Origin of the sequence: Caulobacter sp. NIBR1757 (genome assembly GCF_027912495.1) — a bacterium.
Classification (GTDB): Bacteria; Pseudomonadota; Alphaproteobacteria; order Caulobacterales; family Caulobacteraceae; genus Caulobacter.
Genome location: NZ_CP115463.1, coordinates 2,335,627 through 2,350,313, shown reverse-complemented (window position 1 = coordinate 2,350,313; position 14,687 = coordinate 2,335,627). Strand labels below are relative to the sequence as shown.

14 protein-coding genes are annotated in these 14,687 nt (G+C 68.9%); all 14 read left to right on the top strand.

All coding sequences use genetic code 11. The annotated features are described in order from the left end of the window. Positions 1–68: 68 nt before the first annotated feature. Positions 69–830: an AraC family transcriptional regulator gene (locus tag O5I81_RS11585; protein WP_271065031.1), complete on the top strand. Its 762-nt coding sequence runs from the start codon at positions 69–71 to the stop codon at positions 828–830. Between the two features lie 62 nt (positions 831–892). Further along, positions 893–1,897 (top strand): tRNA dihydrouridine synthase DusB, encoded by a 1,005-nt coding sequence (gene dusB, locus O5I81_RS11580; RefSeq protein WP_271065030.1) that lies wholly within the window; start codon positions 893–895, stop codon positions 1,895–1,897. Further along, entirely contained in the window at positions 1,894–3,003 is a 1,110-nt protein-coding gene (locus O5I81_RS11575; RefSeq protein ID WP_271065029.1) for an ATP-binding protein, read from the top strand. The genes dusB and O5I81_RS11575 overlap by 4 nt, the downstream gene beginning before the upstream one ends. Next, positions 3,000–4,421 (top strand): sigma 54-interacting transcriptional regulator, encoded by a 1,422-nt coding sequence (locus O5I81_RS11570; RefSeq protein WP_271065028.1) that lies wholly within the window; start codon positions 3,000–3,002, stop codon positions 4,419–4,421. The genes O5I81_RS11575 and O5I81_RS11570 overlap by 4 nt, the downstream gene beginning before the upstream one ends. Before the next feature lie 91 nt (positions 4,422–4,512). Then, entirely contained in the window at positions 4,513–6,768 is a 2,256-nt protein-coding gene (locus O5I81_RS11565) for a PAS domain-containing sensor histidine kinase (RefSeq protein WP_271065027.1), read from the top strand. Then, a complete protein-coding gene (locus O5I81_RS11560; RefSeq protein ID WP_271065025.1) occupies positions 6,758–8,149 on the top strand; it encodes a sigma-54 dependent transcriptional regulator in 1,392 nt (463 codons plus the stop codon). Before O5I81_RS11565 ends, O5I81_RS11560 begins: the two co-directional genes overlap by 11 nt. Next, positions 8,149–9,012: a D-amino-acid transaminase gene (locus tag O5I81_RS11555; protein WP_271065023.1), complete on the top strand. Its 864-nt coding sequence runs from the start codon at positions 8,149–8,151 to the stop codon at positions 9,010–9,012. Before O5I81_RS11560 ends, O5I81_RS11555 begins: the two co-directional genes overlap by 1 nt. A 111-nt stretch (positions 9,013–9,123) precedes the next feature. Then, positions 9,124–9,369, top strand: coding sequence for an RNA chaperone Hfq (gene hfq, locus O5I81_RS11550; protein WP_166576241.1), 246 nt, complete (start codon positions 9,124–9,126; stop codon positions 9,367–9,369). Continuing rightward, positions 9,366–10,682 carry a GTPase HflX gene (hflX, locus tag O5I81_RS11545; RefSeq protein ID WP_271065022.1) on the top strand — a complete coding sequence of 439 codons (1,317 nt, stop codon included), beginning with the start codon at positions 9,366–9,368 and terminating at the stop codon, positions 10,680–10,682. Before hfq ends, hflX begins: the two co-directional genes overlap by 4 nt. Beyond that, entirely contained in the window at positions 10,679–11,623 is a 945-nt protein-coding gene (locus O5I81_RS11540) for an alpha/beta hydrolase (RefSeq protein ID WP_271065021.1), read from the top strand. Before hflX ends, O5I81_RS11540 begins: the two co-directional genes overlap by 4 nt. After that, on the top strand, positions 11,620–12,153 hold the full coding sequence (locus tag O5I81_RS11535; protein ID WP_271065019.1) for a GNAT family N-acetyltransferase: 534 nt from the start codon (positions 11,620–11,622) through the stop codon (positions 12,151–12,153). The genes O5I81_RS11540 and O5I81_RS11535 overlap by 4 nt, the downstream gene beginning before the upstream one ends. A 73-nt stretch (positions 12,154–12,226) precedes the next feature. Continuing rightward, a complete protein-coding gene (locus tag O5I81_RS11530) occupies positions 12,227–12,622 on the top strand; it encodes a hypothetical protein (RefSeq protein ID WP_271065017.1) in 396 nt (131 codons plus the stop codon). 119 nt (positions 12,623–12,741) lie between these two features. Continuing rightward, entirely contained in the window at positions 12,742–14,301 is a 1,560-nt protein-coding gene (locus O5I81_RS11525; protein WP_271065015.1) for a radical SAM protein, read from the top strand. Then, positions 14,183–14,623: a hypothetical protein gene (locus tag O5I81_RS11520; protein ID WP_271065014.1), complete on the top strand. Its 441-nt coding sequence runs from the start codon at positions 14,183–14,185 to the stop codon at positions 14,621–14,623. Before O5I81_RS11525 ends, O5I81_RS11520 begins: the two co-directional genes overlap by 119 nt. Positions 14,624–14,687 lie beyond the last annotated feature (64 nt).

Genomic DNA, 14,687 nt, shown 5'->3' with positions numbered 1-14,687 from the left:
GCCGTGATTGGACGGATGAAAGGAGCTTAACTCGTCGCCGGGGCGCCGCGCTGTTATCCTGCCGGCGGATGGGTCAGATCCTGCACAGCTCCAGCGGCGTTCGCGTCCGCCGCGTCGTCGACCACAGCCATGGCCTGGTCGCGGAGCATGCCCACGACTGGCCGGTCCTCTCGCTCTTTGTGCTCGGCGGCTACCGCAATGAAACGGAGCTGGGCGAGGTCGGCATCGCCGGCCCCTCGGCCATGCTGTATCGGGCCGGCGCCGCCCACCAGAACCACATCGGGCCCCAGGGTTTCGAACAGCTGGAGATCGAGTTCGATCCCGACTGGCTGGGCCGCCAGCTATCGCCGGCGAAACCGGTCACGCGGTGGCTGGGCGGATGGGCCGGCCACAGGGTGCGTGGTCTCGCCAGGGCCTGCCATGGGTCCAGCGCGATGGAGCTACGGGACGCGCTCGGAGACTTTATCGCCGCCGCCGGGCACGAGCCGACGCTGTCCCGGGCCGATTGGACCTCCGAGGCCGAACAACGGCTGCGCGCCGACCCGGGGCTGAGCGTGCGAGACCTTGCCCGCGAGATGGAGCTCCACCCGGTATGGCTGGGCTCGGCCTACCGCCGCGCTACTGGCGAGGCGCCATCGCACGCCGCCGCGCGATTCCGCGTCGAACGGGCGGCTCGCCTGCTGCGCGAGACCGACGGGGCCCCGGCCCAGATCGCCCATGACGCCGGCTTCTGCGACCAGAGCCACATGATCCGCACCTTCCGCAGGGTGATCGGGCGGCTTCCGTCCGCCGTCAGGGCCGACGCGGCCTGGATGCGACCCAGCGGCTGAACGCCGCGCTTTACTGCACCGCACAATGTGCCTAAAAAGGCGGCGATGGGGTTGAACAAGAAATGAGCAACAAGCTCACAGTCGGGGATAGAGTGGTAGAGAGCCGGGTCTGGCTGGCGCCCATGACGGGTGTTTCCGACCTGCCGTTCCGCCGCGCGGCCGCCCGTTTGGGCGCGGCCTATGTCGCCACCGAGATGGTCGCCTGCGCCGAGTTCGCCAGGGGCCGGCCTGACGTCGTGCGGCGCGCCGCCGTCGGTGAAGGCCTGCCTCTGATGGTCGTGCAGCTGGTCGGGCGCGATCCGGCGATGATGGCGGCCGGGGCCAGGATGGCCGCCGCCGCCGGAGCCGAGATCATAGACCTCAACTTCGGCTGCCCGGCCAAGGAAGTCACCGGCGTTCAATCCGGCTCGGCCCTGATGCGCGACCTCGATCTTGCCGAGAGCCTGGTCGCCGCCGCCGTAGACGCCGTCGACCTGCCGGTCACCGTCAAGATGCGCCTGGGCTGGGACGACGCCAGCCGCAACGCCCCTGAATTCGCCGCCCGCGCCCAGGCCGTCGGTGCGCGCGCCATCACCGTCCACGGCCGCACCCGCAGCCAGTTCTACAAGGGCGCGGCAGACTGGTCGGCCATCGCCGATGTGAAGCGCGAGATCTCCGTGCCGCTGATCGTCAACGGCGACATCGTTGACCTGGCCTCGGCCCGCGCCGCCCTGCAGGCCAGCGGCGCCGACGGCGTCATGATCGGCCGCGGCGCCTATGGCCGTCCGTGGATCGCCGCCCAGATCGACGCCGGCCTCGAGGGCCGGATGCTGGCCGATCCGGACATGGAAACCCGCCTGGCCATCGCCCTCGCTCACTTCCGTGACGCGCTTGGCTTCTACGGCGAGCGTCTCGGCCTGAAGATGTTCCGCAAGCATCTGGCCTCCTACATCGAGGCCGCGCCGGTTCCGGCCAGCCCTGAGGCCCGCCGCGCCGCCCGCGCCGAGCTCTGCCGGCTGGAGACCCCGGCCCAGGTCGAGGCCGCCCTGACCCGCCTGTGGCTGAGCGAGCGGAGGCTGGCCGCATGACCACCTCCGGCAAGCCGATCCTCAACCCTCGCCAGATCGAGACCCTGCGCGCCGCCGCCTTCGAGATGAGTCCGGATCCGGCCATGGTCATCGACGCCGACGGCGGTCTGGCGGCGGTCAACGAGGCGGCCGAAGGGCTGTTTGGCCAGGGGCTGGCCCTGTTGGCCCGGGGCCACTTCCGCGCCGTCCTGCCCGAGGACTCGCCCCTGACCCGGCTGCTGGACCGGGCGCTGCAGGAGGACGCCCGGGTTCGCGAGCATGGCGTGCAGATCGGCCTGTTCGGCCAGCCGCCCTTCCTCGCCGACGGGGCCGCCACGCCGCTGGGCGACGGCTCGGTGCTGCTGACCCTGCATATCCGCGGCGGGGCGATGAGCTTCGAACGGGCCGCCGATCCGTCCGGCCTGCGCTCTGTCGTCGGTCTCGGCCAGATGCTGGCCCATGAGATCAAGAACCCGCTGGCCGGCATCCGCGGCGCCGCCCAGCTTCTGAAGACCGGCGCCGCCATCGAGGATGCGCCCCTGGCCCAGCTGATCGTCGACGAGACCGAGCGCATCCGCCGCCTCGTCGATCGCATGGAGGCGTTCAGCGACGACGCGCCGCCGACGCCGACCGCCGTCAACATCCACGAGGTGCTGGACCGTGTCCGCGCCCTGGTCGCCAACGGCGTCGCCGACGGCCTGACCATCAAGGAGAACTTCGACCCCTCGCTGCCGCCGGTCAGCGGCGACGAGGACCACCTGATCCAGATCTTCCTCAACCTGGTGAAGAACGCCGCCGAGGCCGCCCATGGCCGCCGGGACGGACGCGGCGAACTGGTGATCTCCACCGCCTGGCGTCCGGGCGTAAAGGTGCGCGGGGCCGATGGCCGCATCCAGAAGGCCGCCCCGATCGAGATCCGCGTGCAGGACAACGGCACGGGCATAGCGGCCAGCGTGCGCGACCACCTGTTCCAGCCCTTCGTCACTTCAAAGGCCAGCGGCGCGGGCCTCGGCCTGCCGCTCGTCGCCAAGCTGGTCAACGGCCATGGCGGCCTGATCGATTTCGAGTCGGAGCCCGGTCGCACCGTGTTCCGCGTTTTGCTTCCCGTCGCGTCGGAGACCGCATGAACCCCGCCAACAAGAAGATCCTGATCGCCGACGACGACAGCTCCGTGCGTCTGGTGCTCAGCCAGGCCTTTACGCGCCTCGGCTATCAGGTGCGGGCGACCGGCAATGTCACCACCCTGATGAAATGGATCCAGGACGGGGAGGGCGATCTGGTCGTCACCGACGTGGTGATGCCCGACGAGAACATCTTCAACGTCCTGCCGCGCATCCGGAAGGACCGGCCCAAGCTGCCGGTCATCGTCATGAGCGCCCAGAACACCCTGCTCACGGCCGTCAACGCCAGTGAGGGCGGGGCGTTCGAATACGTCTCCAAGCCGTTCGACCTCGACGAGGTCACCGCCGCCGCCCGCCGCGCCCTGTCGCGCCCCGCCGACAGCGAAGCCAGCAAGGCCCAGGCCCGGGCCATGAAGGACGAGCGCCTGCCGCTGATCGGCCGCTCGGCCCCGATGCAGGACGTCTATCGCACCATCGCACGCCTGGTCGGCGCCGACCTGACGGTATTGATCACCGGCGAGAGCGGGTCCGGAAAGGAACTGGTCGCTCGCGCCCTGCACGACCTCGGCCGCCGCCGGGACGGGAAGTTCGTTGTCATCAACCTCGCCGCTGTGCCCCGCGAGCGGGTCGAGACCGAGCTGTTCGGCCGCGGCGAGGGGGATCTGGGCAAGCTGGTCGAGGCCGACGGCGGCACCCTGTTCCTGGACGAGATCGGCGACATGCCGCTCGACGCCCAGAGCCGCCTGCTGCGGGTCATCGACGGCGCCGAGCCGGCCCTCAACCCCAAGACGGGCCGCCGGCCGAACGTCCGGCTGATCGCCGCCACCAATCGCGACCTGCGGGGGCTGATCCGCCAGGGCCTGTTCCGCGAGGACCTGTTCTTCCGCCTCAACGTCGCGCCTCTGCGCCTGCCGCCGCTGCGCGACCGGACCGAGGACATCCCGGACCTGGCCCGCAGCTTCCTGCTGCGCGCGGCCCGTGAAGGCCTGCCGTCCAAGACCATCGACCAGGCGGCCCTGGAGCGCCTCAAGACCCACGCCTGGCCCGGCAATGTCCGCGAGCTGGAGAACCTGATCCGCCGCATCTGCGCCCTCTATGCCGAGGAGTTGATCAGCGCCCGGATCGTCGAGCGCGAGCTTCAGGAACAGGTCCCTGTCGCCGTCGGCGAGGACGGCCCGGTCACCCTGTCCACCCTGATCGAACGCCACCTGGCCAGCCATTTCGCCGACCAGCCCGACGGCGTGCCGGCCCCCGGCCTCTACGACCGCATCCTGGAAGAGGTCGAGCGGCCGCTGATCCGCCTGACTCTGGCCGCGACCCGTGGCAATCAGGTTCGGGCCGCTGATATCCTCGGCCTCAACCGCAATACGTTGAGGAAGAAGATCGTCGATCTTGGGGTCGAATTGACCCGTGGGAAGCGATAACGCGCCTCCCCCTTTTCGGGGCAGATGCAGATGACGCATTCGCGCCACATAGGTGTTGAATTTTTGGCACATCTCGCCGTACGGTGAGGCCATGAGTGAACACGCGTCCGCCATCGTCGAGCCGGACCGCGGGCCCAGGTGGCTCGCCGTCGGGCGGCGCGTTGTCGGCTCGCGGCTGTTCCTCGGTGGCGCCTTCGCCCTGGCCACGGTCCTGACCGGCATCGGCGCCTTCCTGGCCAGCGCCCCGCCCAGCGGCGAACTGGTCGGCCCGGCCAGCCAGACGGTGTTGATCGTGCTCGGCGTCAACCTGGTGCTGATCCTCGGCATCGCCGTGCTGATCGGCCGGCGGGTGACCCAGGTCATCGACGAGGGCCGTGGCGACGCCGGGGCCCGCATTCACCGTCGATTCCTGCTGCTGTTCGCCATCGCCGCCCTGGCGCCGGCCCTGGTGGTGGCGCTGTTCTCCGGCGTGCTGGTCACCCAGGGCGTCGAGAACTGGTTCAGCCAGCGCGTCCGCACAGTGGTCAACAACAGCCGGCTGGTCGCCCGCGCCTACGTCGATGTGCAAGAGGCCGACATCGCCAAGAACGTCAACATCATGATCGGCGACGTCAACCGGGCTGAGCCGGGGTTGCGGATCAGCCCCATGGGATACGGTCACTTCCTGGCCCTGCAGGCCTCCTACCGGAACTTCCCGGGCACCTACATCCTCGACCGCCAGGGGCGGGTGCTCGCCCGGGCCGAGATCGAGGACCCGCCGCCCTTCCTGGCCCCGCCGGAGGCCAGTTTCCGGGCCGCCGACGAGGGCGACATGGCCCTGCGCTCGTTCGATTCCGCCGACCTCTACAGGGCGCTCGTCCGTCTGCAGGCCTATGACGACGCCTACCTCTACGTCGTCCGTCCGGTGAACCGCGGCATCCTGGCTCACCTGCGCGAGACGGAATCGGCGCTTGTCGCCTATCGTGACGCCGCCCAGCGGCGCGGCATGGTCCAGGCCGCCTTCGCCCTCAGCTTCCTGGAAACGGCGCTGCTGGTGCTGATCGCGGCCATCTGGCTGGCGATGACCGTCGCCAACTCCATCGCCGTGCCGATCGCCCGGGTCGTCCAGGCCGCCGGCCAGGTGGCGGGCGGCTATCTCGACGCCCGGGTCGAAGTTGATGATCAACCTGATGATATCGCCGTCTTGTCCAAGGCATTCAATAGCATGGCCGGTGATCTTCAAGCTCAGCAGGCGGCCCTGACGGCCGCCAGCCTCGATGCCGAGTCCCGGCGGATGTTCATCGAGACCGTGCTGCTCGGGGTCAGCGCCGGGGTTATCGGCGTCGATGCCAGCGGGGCCATCTCGGCCGTCAACCGCCAGGCCGCCCGGCTGCTGGAGGTCGATAGCGACGCCATCCATGGCCGCAAGCTGTCACAGATCGCGCCGGAACTGGGCGAGGTCTGGGCCGCCGCCCTGGAGACCCGCATCGAGGCCGAGACCGAGGTCGACATCATCCGCCACGGCGAAACCATGCGCCTGCGGGTGCGGGCCGGGGTGGCCGGCGACGACGGGGTGGTGCTGACCTTCGACGACATCACCCGGCTGATCACCGCCCAGCGCAACGCCGCCTGGCGCGACGTCGCCCGCCGCATCGCCCATGAGATCAAGAACCCGCTGACGCCCATCCAGCTTTCGGCCGAGCGCCTGCGCCGCAAGTACCGCCACGAGATCAAGGGCGACCTGGAAACCTTCGACCGCTGCACCGACACCATCATCCGCCAGGTCGGCGACATCGGCCGCATGGTCGATGAGTTCAGTTCCTTCGCCCGCATGCCGACGCCGAAGTTCGGCAGCCACGACCCGGCCGAGATGCTGCGCGCCGCCGTCTTCGCCCAGCGCGTGGCCAGCCCCGACCTCGCCGTCGAGATGGCCGAGCCGCCGGAAGGCCTGGTCTTCACCTGCGACGACCGCATGGTCGGCCAGGCCCTGACCAATGTGCTGAAGAACGCGGCCGAAGCCATCGCCGGCCGAAAGAGCGAGGATGGGGCCGGCGGCGACAAGGGCCGCATTCTGGCCAGCCTTCACGCCGATGAGCAGGCCATGTGCTTCATCATCGAGGACAATGGCATCGGCCTGCCGACCCGCGACCGTGACCGCCTCACCGAACCCTATGTGACGACCCGCGAGAAGGGCACTGGGCTCGGTCTCGCGATCGTCAAACGCATCGCCGAAGAACACGGCGGCGAACTGCTGCTTTCCGACGCCCAGACCCTGAGCGGGGCCCGCGTCGTCCTCAAGTTTCCGCCCGTCGGGGGCGCGACTCCCGCGAAGCCGAAGACAACGAAAAAGGTGACCGATGGCGTCTGACATTCTGGTGGTCGACGACGAGGCCGATATCCGCGAACTGGTGGCCGGCATCCTGACGGACGAAGGCCATGGCGTTCGAACGGCCGCCGACTCCGAACAGGCCTTGGCCGCCATCCGCGCCCGCAAGCCGGCGCTGCTGGTGCTGGACATCTGGATGCAGGGCGGCGGCATGGACGGGCTGGAGCTGCTCGACATGGTCAAGGGTCTCGACGCCGATCTGCCGGTCATCATGATCAGCGGCCACGGCAACATCGAGACGGCGGTCAGCGCCATCAAGCGCGGCGCCTACGAGTTCCTCGAAAAGCCGTTCAAGTCCGACCGCCTGCTGATGGTCGTCGAACGGGCCCTGGAATCGGCCAACCTCAAGCGCGAGAACCGCCGCTTGCGCGCCCAGAGCCTGACGCCCGACGGCCTGATCGGCCGCTCCAGCGCCGCCCAGCAGCTGCGCCAGATGATCGCCAAGGTCGCCCCGGCCAACAGTCGCGTGCTGATCGCCGGCCCTCCCGGCTCCGGCAAGGAGCTGGTCGCCCGCCTGATCCACGGCGCCAGTCCGCGCGGCAAGGGCGAGTTCGTGGCCATCAGCGCCGCCGGCATGGCCCCCGAGCGCATGGACCTGGAACTGTTCGGCGAGGAGGGGGAGGGTGGCCGCCCGCGCAAGATCGGGGTGTTCGAACACGCCCATGGCGGCACCCTCTATCTCGACGAGGTGGCCGAGATGCCGCGCGAGACCCAGAGCCGCATCCTGCGCGTCCTCGTCGAGCAGCGCTTCCGCCGCGTCGGCGGCGACCAGGACGTGCAGGTCGATGTGCGGGTGATCAGCTCCTCCAGCCGGGACCTGCGCGAGGAAATCTCGGCCGGACGGTTCCGGGAAGACCTGTTCCACCGCCTCAACGTCGTGCCGATCCGCGTGCCGGGCCTGTCCGAACGCCGGGACGACGTGCCCGAGCTGATCGACTACTTCATCGACCGCATCTCCGACACCACCGGCCTGCCGCGCCGCAAGCTGGCGGCCGACGCGCTGGCCACCCTGCAGGTGCACGACTGGCCGGGAAACGTCCGCCAGCTGCGCAACAACGTCGAGCGCATGCTGATCCTGGCCAGCGGCGATCCGGCCGACGAGATCACCGCCGAGATGCTGCCCAGCGAGGTCAGCTCGACCGCCCAGGCCGGCGCCATTGGTCCCGAACGCATCATCGCCCTGCCGCTCCGCGAGGCGCGCGAACTGTTCGAGCGCGAGTACCTCAATGCGCAGATCCTGCGCTTCGGCGGCAACATCAGCCGCACCGCCGCCTTCATCGGCATGGAACGCTCGGCCCTGCACCGAAAACTGAAATCCCTCGGCTTGACCAGCGCCCGGGTCGTCGAGGAAGAGGAGGCCTGATGTCCAGGCAAGCTTACGTCAACGGCCAGTTCGTCCCGCACGGACAGGCCTCCGTCCACATCGAGGATCGCGGCTACCAGCTGGCCGACGGGGTCTATGAGGTGTGGGCGGTGTTCGGCGGCAAGCTTTCCGACGCCGAGGGCCATTTCGCCCGTCTCTGGCGCAGCCTGGACGAACTGCGCATCCCCCATCCGATGAGCCGCAAGGCCCTGGAGGTGGTGCTCAAGGAAACCCTGCGCCGCAACCGCATCCGCGAGGGCCTGCTGTACCTGCAGGTGACCCGCGGCGTCGCCCGCCGCGACCATGCCTTCCCGACTGTGCCGACGACCCCCAGCCTGGTGATCACCGCCAAGTCGCTGGACCGCGCCGCCAGCAACACCAAGGCCGAGGCCGGCATCGGCGTTATCACCCTGCCGGAAAACCGCTGGGGCCGTTGCGACATCAAGACGGTCGGCCTGCTCCCCAATGTGCTCGCCAAACAGGCGGCCCGTGAGCAGGGGGGCGCCGAGGCCTGGTTCGTCGATGCCGAAGGCTTCGTCACCGAGGGCGCCTCGTCCAACGCCTGGATTTTGCGCAAGGACGGCGTGCTGGTCACCCGTGACACCGGCGCCAACATCCTGCGCGGCATCACCCGCCACAGCCTGCTCGACGTCATCGCCAAAGCGGGCCTGAAGGTCGAGGAGCGGGCCTTCACCCCGGCCGAGGCCATGGAGGCGCAAGAGGCCTTCATCACCGGCGCCGGGGCCCTGGTGACGCCCGTGATCACCATCGACGGCAAGCCTGTCGCGAATGGTCACCCGGGAGAGATGGCGCTTCGCCTTCGGGGCCTCTATATCGAGCACGCCCAGAATGCAGGCATCTGAACGTTTGCACCCCGGGCGGCCGTTGCCGCGTTAAGACGCGGCGGCCTAGAACTGAACCTGTGTGTGGACGGCGCTGTGCCGTCTAAAAACAAGAAAGAGGGATAATCCCCGATGACCGACAAGAAGCAGAATCTGCAGGACACCTTCCTCAACAGCGTGCGCAAATCCAAGACGCCTCTGACCATCTTCCTGGTCAACGGCGTGAAGCTGCAGGGTGTGGTCAGCTGGTTCGATAATTTCTGCGTCCTGCTGCGGCGGGACGGGCAGAGCCAACTGGTCTACAAGCACGCCATTTCCACCATCATGCCGGCCCAGCCCGTTCAGCTCTACGAGCCGGGTCCCGAGCAGGACGATTGACCAGCAAATCCATAGACCACGCCGTCCCAGTCCAACGGGCCCTGATCATCCATCCGGTGAGGTCAGGGACCGCCCAGCCGCGTGATCCCAAGACCCGTCTGGAAGAGGCCGTCGGCCTCGCCCAGGCGCTCGACCTGGAGATCACCGAGACGCTCATCAGCCCGCTCCGCGGCCGCACCCCCGCCACCCTGTTCGGCAGCGGCAAGGTCGAGGAAATCCGCCTGCTGTGCGAGGTCGAGGAGATCGACGTCGCCGTCATCGACGACCAGCTGACCCCGGTCCAGCAGCGCAATCTGGAGAAGGCCTGGGGCGTCAAGGTCATCGACCGCACCGGCATGATCCTCGAGATCTTCGGCCGCCGGGCCCGTACCCGCGAAGGCAAGCTGCAGGTCGAACTGGCCCGGCTGGCCTACGAGAAGTCACGCCTGGTCCGCACCTGGACCCACCTTGAACGCCAGGCCGGGGGCTTTGGCCGCACCGGCGGCCCCGGTGAAACCCAGATCGAGCTCGACCGCCGCGGCATCGCCGACCGTATCGTGAAAATGAAGGCCGAGCTGAAGGAGGTGCGCCGCACCCGCACCCTGCACCGCACGGCCCGCCAGAAGGCGCCGTACCCGACCATCGCCCTGGTCGGCTACACCAACGCCGGCAAGTCGACGCTGTTCAACCGCCTGACCGAGGCCGACGTCCTGGCCCAGGACATGCTGTTCGCCACCCTCGATCCGACCCTGCGCACGGTGAAGCTGCCCGGCGGCCGCCCGGCCATCCTGTCGGACACCGTCGGCTTCATCTCCGACCTGCCGCACGAACTGGTCGAGGCCTTCCGCGCCACCCTCGAGGAGGTGCAGCAGGCCAACGTCATCCTGCACGTTCGAGACATTTCCAGCCCCGACTCCAACGCCCAGGCGGCGGACGTGGAAGAGGTGCTGAGCGAGATCGGGCTCGGCAAGGACGACGAGGACCGGGTACTCATCGAGATCTGGAACAAGCTCGACCTCGTTCCGGAAGACCAGCGTCCGGAGGTCGAGGGCGCCGCCCGGCGGATGGGGGCCATGACCGTCTCCGCCGTCACCGGCGACGGCTGCGAGGCCCTGCTCAACCATCTGGCCCTGCTGGTCGACGAGACGCCGGAAATTGACGTCCAGCTCGACGCCAATGCCGGCGAGGCCCTGGCCTGGCTCTATCGCCATGGCCGGGTCACCGACCGCCACGACGGCGAGGACGGCTCCCTGGTGATCCGCGCCCGGCTGGACGGCCAGGCGCTGGGCCGGTTCGAACGGCTGTTCCCGGCCGCCCGGGTGGGCATGGCGTGAGGCGCGCGGCCGGCTTCGCCCTGGCGGTCAGCCTTGGCCTGCTGGGCTGCGCCGGGACCGTTGAACGGTCGGCCAACGCCGCCGTCGAAGCGGCCACGCCGTTGCTCAGCTTCCGAGATCTGCTCGGCCGACCCCGGCAGAAGGCAGACGAACGCATCGCCTATGGCGCCGACCCGCTGCAGTTCGGCGAGCTATGGCTGCCGAAGACCCCAGCCGGCAAGGCGCTGCCGGTCGTCGTGCTGATCCACGGCGGCTGTTGGCGGGCCGACCTTCCTGGCCTGGAGCTGATGGACTATCTGGCCGCCGACCTGCGCGATCGCGGCTACGCCGTCTGGAACCTGGAATACCGGCGCATCGGTCATGCCGGCGGCGGCTATCCAGGCAGCTTCCAGGACGTGGCGCGCGGCGTCGATCACCTGCGGGCCTTCTCGCGCGAGCGCAACCTCGACCTCGAGCATGTGGTGTTCCTGGGTCATTCGGCCGGCGGTCACCTGGCCGGCTGGGCGGCGGCGCGGCGAAACCTACCGGCGGCCAGCCCGCTGCGTTTCGGCATACCGCTGCGCCCTGCCGGGGTCATCAGCCTGGCCGGCATCAACGACCTGGAAGACTATCGCGCCAGGGGTCCGGACGCTTGTGGCGGTCCTCGGACCATCGACGACCTGGTCGGCGCCGGGCGCCCTGGCGACCTGTACGCCGATACCTCCCTCGGCCGGCTGCATCCGGCCGACAGGAACATCCTGATCGTCTCCGGGGCCCGGGATCCGATCGTGCCGCCGGCCTTTGGCGCCCGCTACGCCGCCACGCTCGGCCGGGGCCGCCAGTCGCTGGTTACCCCTGGCGGCCACTTCGAACTGATCGCCCCGGAGACTGTCGCCTGGCGGGAGCGGATCATGCCCCATGTCGCCTGGTATGCGGGGCAGGGGCCCCGGCCGAAGCGATGATCACCACCGCCCGCCTGCTGCTGCGCCCCGTGACGCCGGCCGACGCCGACGACCTCTACAGCCTCGAGCAGGACCCTGAGGTCATGCGCTACCTCAACGGCGGCGCCCCGACCCCGCGCCATCCCGGGCCGGAGGACGCCAGACTGTTCCGCCAGCCGCGCGGGACAGAGAAAGACGTCTGGGCGGCGCTGGAACGGCAGACCGGCCAGTTCCTCGGCTGGTTCGCGCTCGGACCGAACGACGGCGGCGTCGGCCATCTCGGCTATCGGCTGCACCGACGCGCCTGGGGCCAGGGCTATGGCTTCGAGGGCGCGGCCGCCCTGGTCGACTATGGCTTTCGCGAACTGGGCCTGGCCGCCATCCACGCCGATACCATGGCGGTGAACGTCGGCTCGCGGCGGATCATGGAAAAGCTCGGCATGCGCCACCTGCGCAGCTACGAGGAACCAGGCCAGGAGCCGATCCCGGGAAGCGGCGAGGGAGAGGTCGAGTATGGCATCACCGCCGCCGAATGGTTGGCGCAACGCTGATCGCCCAAAGGACGGAAAGCTTGCGGCGGCCGAACGGTCAGGGCAGGGTCCGCCACCCTTTTAAGGAATTCCAATGCGTACTCTTCTGCTTACCGTTGCTTCCGTCGCCTGTCTGGCCGCCACCGGCGCCCTGGCGGCTGGCCCGCCGCCCACCGTCAAGCTTCCCAAGGTCATCGATGGCGGCGCCAAGCTGAGCTGGGTGATTCGCCCGGACGCCGACAAGGTCAGCGCCCTCGCCAACGACGACGGGGCCCGCCACGGCCGCGCCGTCGTCGAATGCGTCATCAACGGCGCCGGCCGCCCCAAGGACTGCGTCGTCATCGAGGCCGAAGGCAACGGCTTTGGCCGCTTCGTCACCGACCTGGCCGGCATCTTCAAGGCCGCCAGCAAGGACGCGGACGGCAAATCGTCCGAAGGTCGCAAGGTCCGCGTGACCTACGCCCTCGAAGGCACCTCGTCGCACCCCTAGGGGCTTGGTGACTGTCGCGGGAGGGCGATCCTCATCCGATCTGCACAGGATCGAGAAAGGGATCGCCACACCCCTCCGATTTACAGGCATAGTCTGCAAACTCCGATCCGGAGCCCGACATGCCGCGAGCCTTGCGCGTAAAATTCATCCTGCCGGCCCTGACCGAGGCCAGGAGCCCGTTCTGGCGGCCGATCAAGTATTCGCTGTTCCCGCCGCTCGGCCTGGCGACCCTGGCCGCCTATCTGTCGCCCGACGACGAGGCCCAGATCGTCGATGACCACGTCCAGATCCTGACCACCGACGATACGCCCGACCTGGTGGTGATCCAGGTCTACATCACCAACGCCTACCGGGCCTACGCCCTGGCCGACCACTACCGCGCCAGGGGCTGCTTCGTGGCCCTGGGCGGCCTGCACGTCACCGCCCTGCCGGAAGAGGCGGCCCCGCACGCCGACGCCATCTTCCTGGGCCCTGGCGAACAGACCTTTCCACAGTTCCTCGCCGACTTCCGGACCGGCGAGCCCAAGGCGCGCTATGCCTCCACCGCCGGCCGCACGCTCGAACGCCTGCCGCCGATCCGCCGCGACCTGATCGCCAGGGACCGCTACCTGGTGCCTAATTCCATCGTCGTCACCCGCGGCTGCCCGCAGCACTGCCACTTCTGCTACAAGGACGCCTTCTTCGAGGGCGGGCGCGGCTTCTACACCCAGGCCGTCGATGCCGCCCTGGCCGAGATCGACCGACTGCCCGGCCGCCACCTCTATTTCCTCGACGACCATCTGCTGGGCGACCGCCGCTTCGCCGAGGGCCTGTTCGAGGGCATGAAGGGCATGGGCCGGCTGTTCCAGGGCGCGGCCACCGTCGATTCGGTGCTGCGCGGCGACCTGATCGAGAAGGCGGCCGAGGCCGGCCTGCGCAGCCTGTTCGTCGGCTTCGAGACCTTCAGCCCGACCAACCTGCTGGCCAGCAACAAGAAGCAGAACCTGGCGCGCGACTACGCCGCCGTCGCCCGCCGCCTCAGCGACCTGGGCGTCATGATCAACGGCAGCTTCGTCTTCGGCATGGACGACGACGGTCCCGATGTCTTCGCCCGCACGGTCGACTGGGCTGTGGAGAACGGCGTCACCACCGCCACCTTCCACATCATGACCCCCTATCCCGGCACCGCCCTCTACAAGCAGATGGCCGCCGAGGGCCGGCTGACCACCAGCGACTGGGACCGCTACGACACCCGTCAGGTCGTCTACCGCCCCGCCGGCATGAGCGCCGAGACCCTCAAGGCCGGCTACGACTGGGCCTACCGTCGTTTTTACGACTGGGACAACCTCTTCAGGGGCGCGGCCAGCCACCCCTCGCTGAAACACCGCGCCAAGCATTTCTTCTACGCGGCCGGCTGGAAGAAGTTCGAGCCCCTCTGGGACCTGGTCATCAAGGCGCGGCGGCTGGATCTCATGACGCCTATGCTGGAGGGGGTGCTGTCGCGGGTGACAGGCGCTACGCCACGCTTGAAGCCGAGCCCGGCCACGGGCAGGATGGAGGTCCCAGGGGAGGAGCCCATCGATGCAACGGAAATTGACAGGGCTGGCCGTCCTGCTGGCGGTGACCTTGCCGACCCTGGCGCTGGCCGGCGACCCGCCCCGGGAGTTCAACAGCAGGCTGCCCAAGCCGATGCCGCTTGATCCGGAGTCCGGTCGTCTCAAGTGGACCGACCGGCCGGATCTGATGATCCTGTCCAGGCTGGCGGCAGATCATGCGGTGGAGACGGGGGGCGACGGCGAAATCCACTGTGTGCTCGGCAAGAACCGGCGTCCGGCGGACTGCGTGATCATCCGCGAAACGCCCGAGGGCCGGTTCGGCGCCTACCTGATCGCCATGGCCAAGCGCTATCAGGCGGCCAGCGTCGACTCCAAGGGCGTGTCCCCGGTGGGCCGCAAGGTGACGTTGGCTTTCAGGCTGGCCAACACCAAGGAAACCGCCCGGTTGAAGTACGGCGAGGACTGAGTCCCTCCATTACAAAACGATCACGTCCGTAATCACTCATTGACGGCATCGTTCACGCATGTAA

What these genes read in the sequence shown, in the direction of transcription:
- O5I81_RS11585 (WP_271065031.1), top strand. Translation starts at nt 69, where the DNA reads ATGGGTCAGATCCTGCACAGCTCCAGCGGCGTTCGCGTCCGCCGCGTC.
- dusB (WP_271065030.1), top strand. Translation starts at nt 893, where the DNA reads ATGAGCAACAAGCTCACAGTCGGGGATAGAGTGGTAGAGAGCCGGGTC.
- O5I81_RS11575 (WP_271065029.1), top strand. Translation starts at nt 1,894, where the DNA reads ATGACCACCTCCGGCAAGCCGATCCTCAACCCTCGCCAGATCGAGACC.
- O5I81_RS11570 (WP_271065028.1), top strand. Translation starts at nt 3,000, where the DNA reads ATGAACCCCGCCAACAAGAAGATCCTGATCGCCGACGACGACAGCTCC.
- O5I81_RS11565 (WP_271065027.1), top strand. Translation starts at nt 4,513, where the DNA reads ATGAGTGAACACGCGTCCGCCATCGTCGAGCCGGACCGCGGGCCCAGG.
- O5I81_RS11560 (WP_271065025.1), top strand. Translation starts at nt 6,758, where the DNA reads ATGGCGTCTGACATTCTGGTGGTCGACGACGAGGCCGATATCCGCGAA.
- O5I81_RS11555 (WP_271065023.1), top strand. Translation starts at nt 8,149, where the DNA reads ATGTCCAGGCAAGCTTACGTCAACGGCCAGTTCGTCCCGCACGGACAG.
- hfq (WP_166576241.1), top strand. Translation starts at nt 9,124, where the DNA reads ATGACCGACAAGAAGCAGAATCTGCAGGACACCTTCCTCAACAGCGTG.
- O5I81_RS11535 (WP_271065019.1), top strand. Translation starts at nt 11,620, where the DNA reads ATGATCACCACCGCCCGCCTGCTGCTGCGCCCCGTGACGCCGGCCGAC.
- O5I81_RS11530 (WP_271065017.1), top strand. Translation starts at nt 12,227, where the DNA reads ATGCGTACTCTTCTGCTTACCGTTGCTTCCGTCGCCTGTCTGGCCGCC.
- O5I81_RS11525 (WP_271065015.1), top strand. Translation starts at nt 12,742, where the DNA reads ATGCCGCGAGCCTTGCGCGTAAAATTCATCCTGCCGGCCCTGACCGAG.
- O5I81_RS11520 (WP_271065014.1), top strand. Translation starts at nt 14,183, where the DNA reads ATGCAACGGAAATTGACAGGGCTGGCCGTCCTGCTGGCGGTGACCTTG.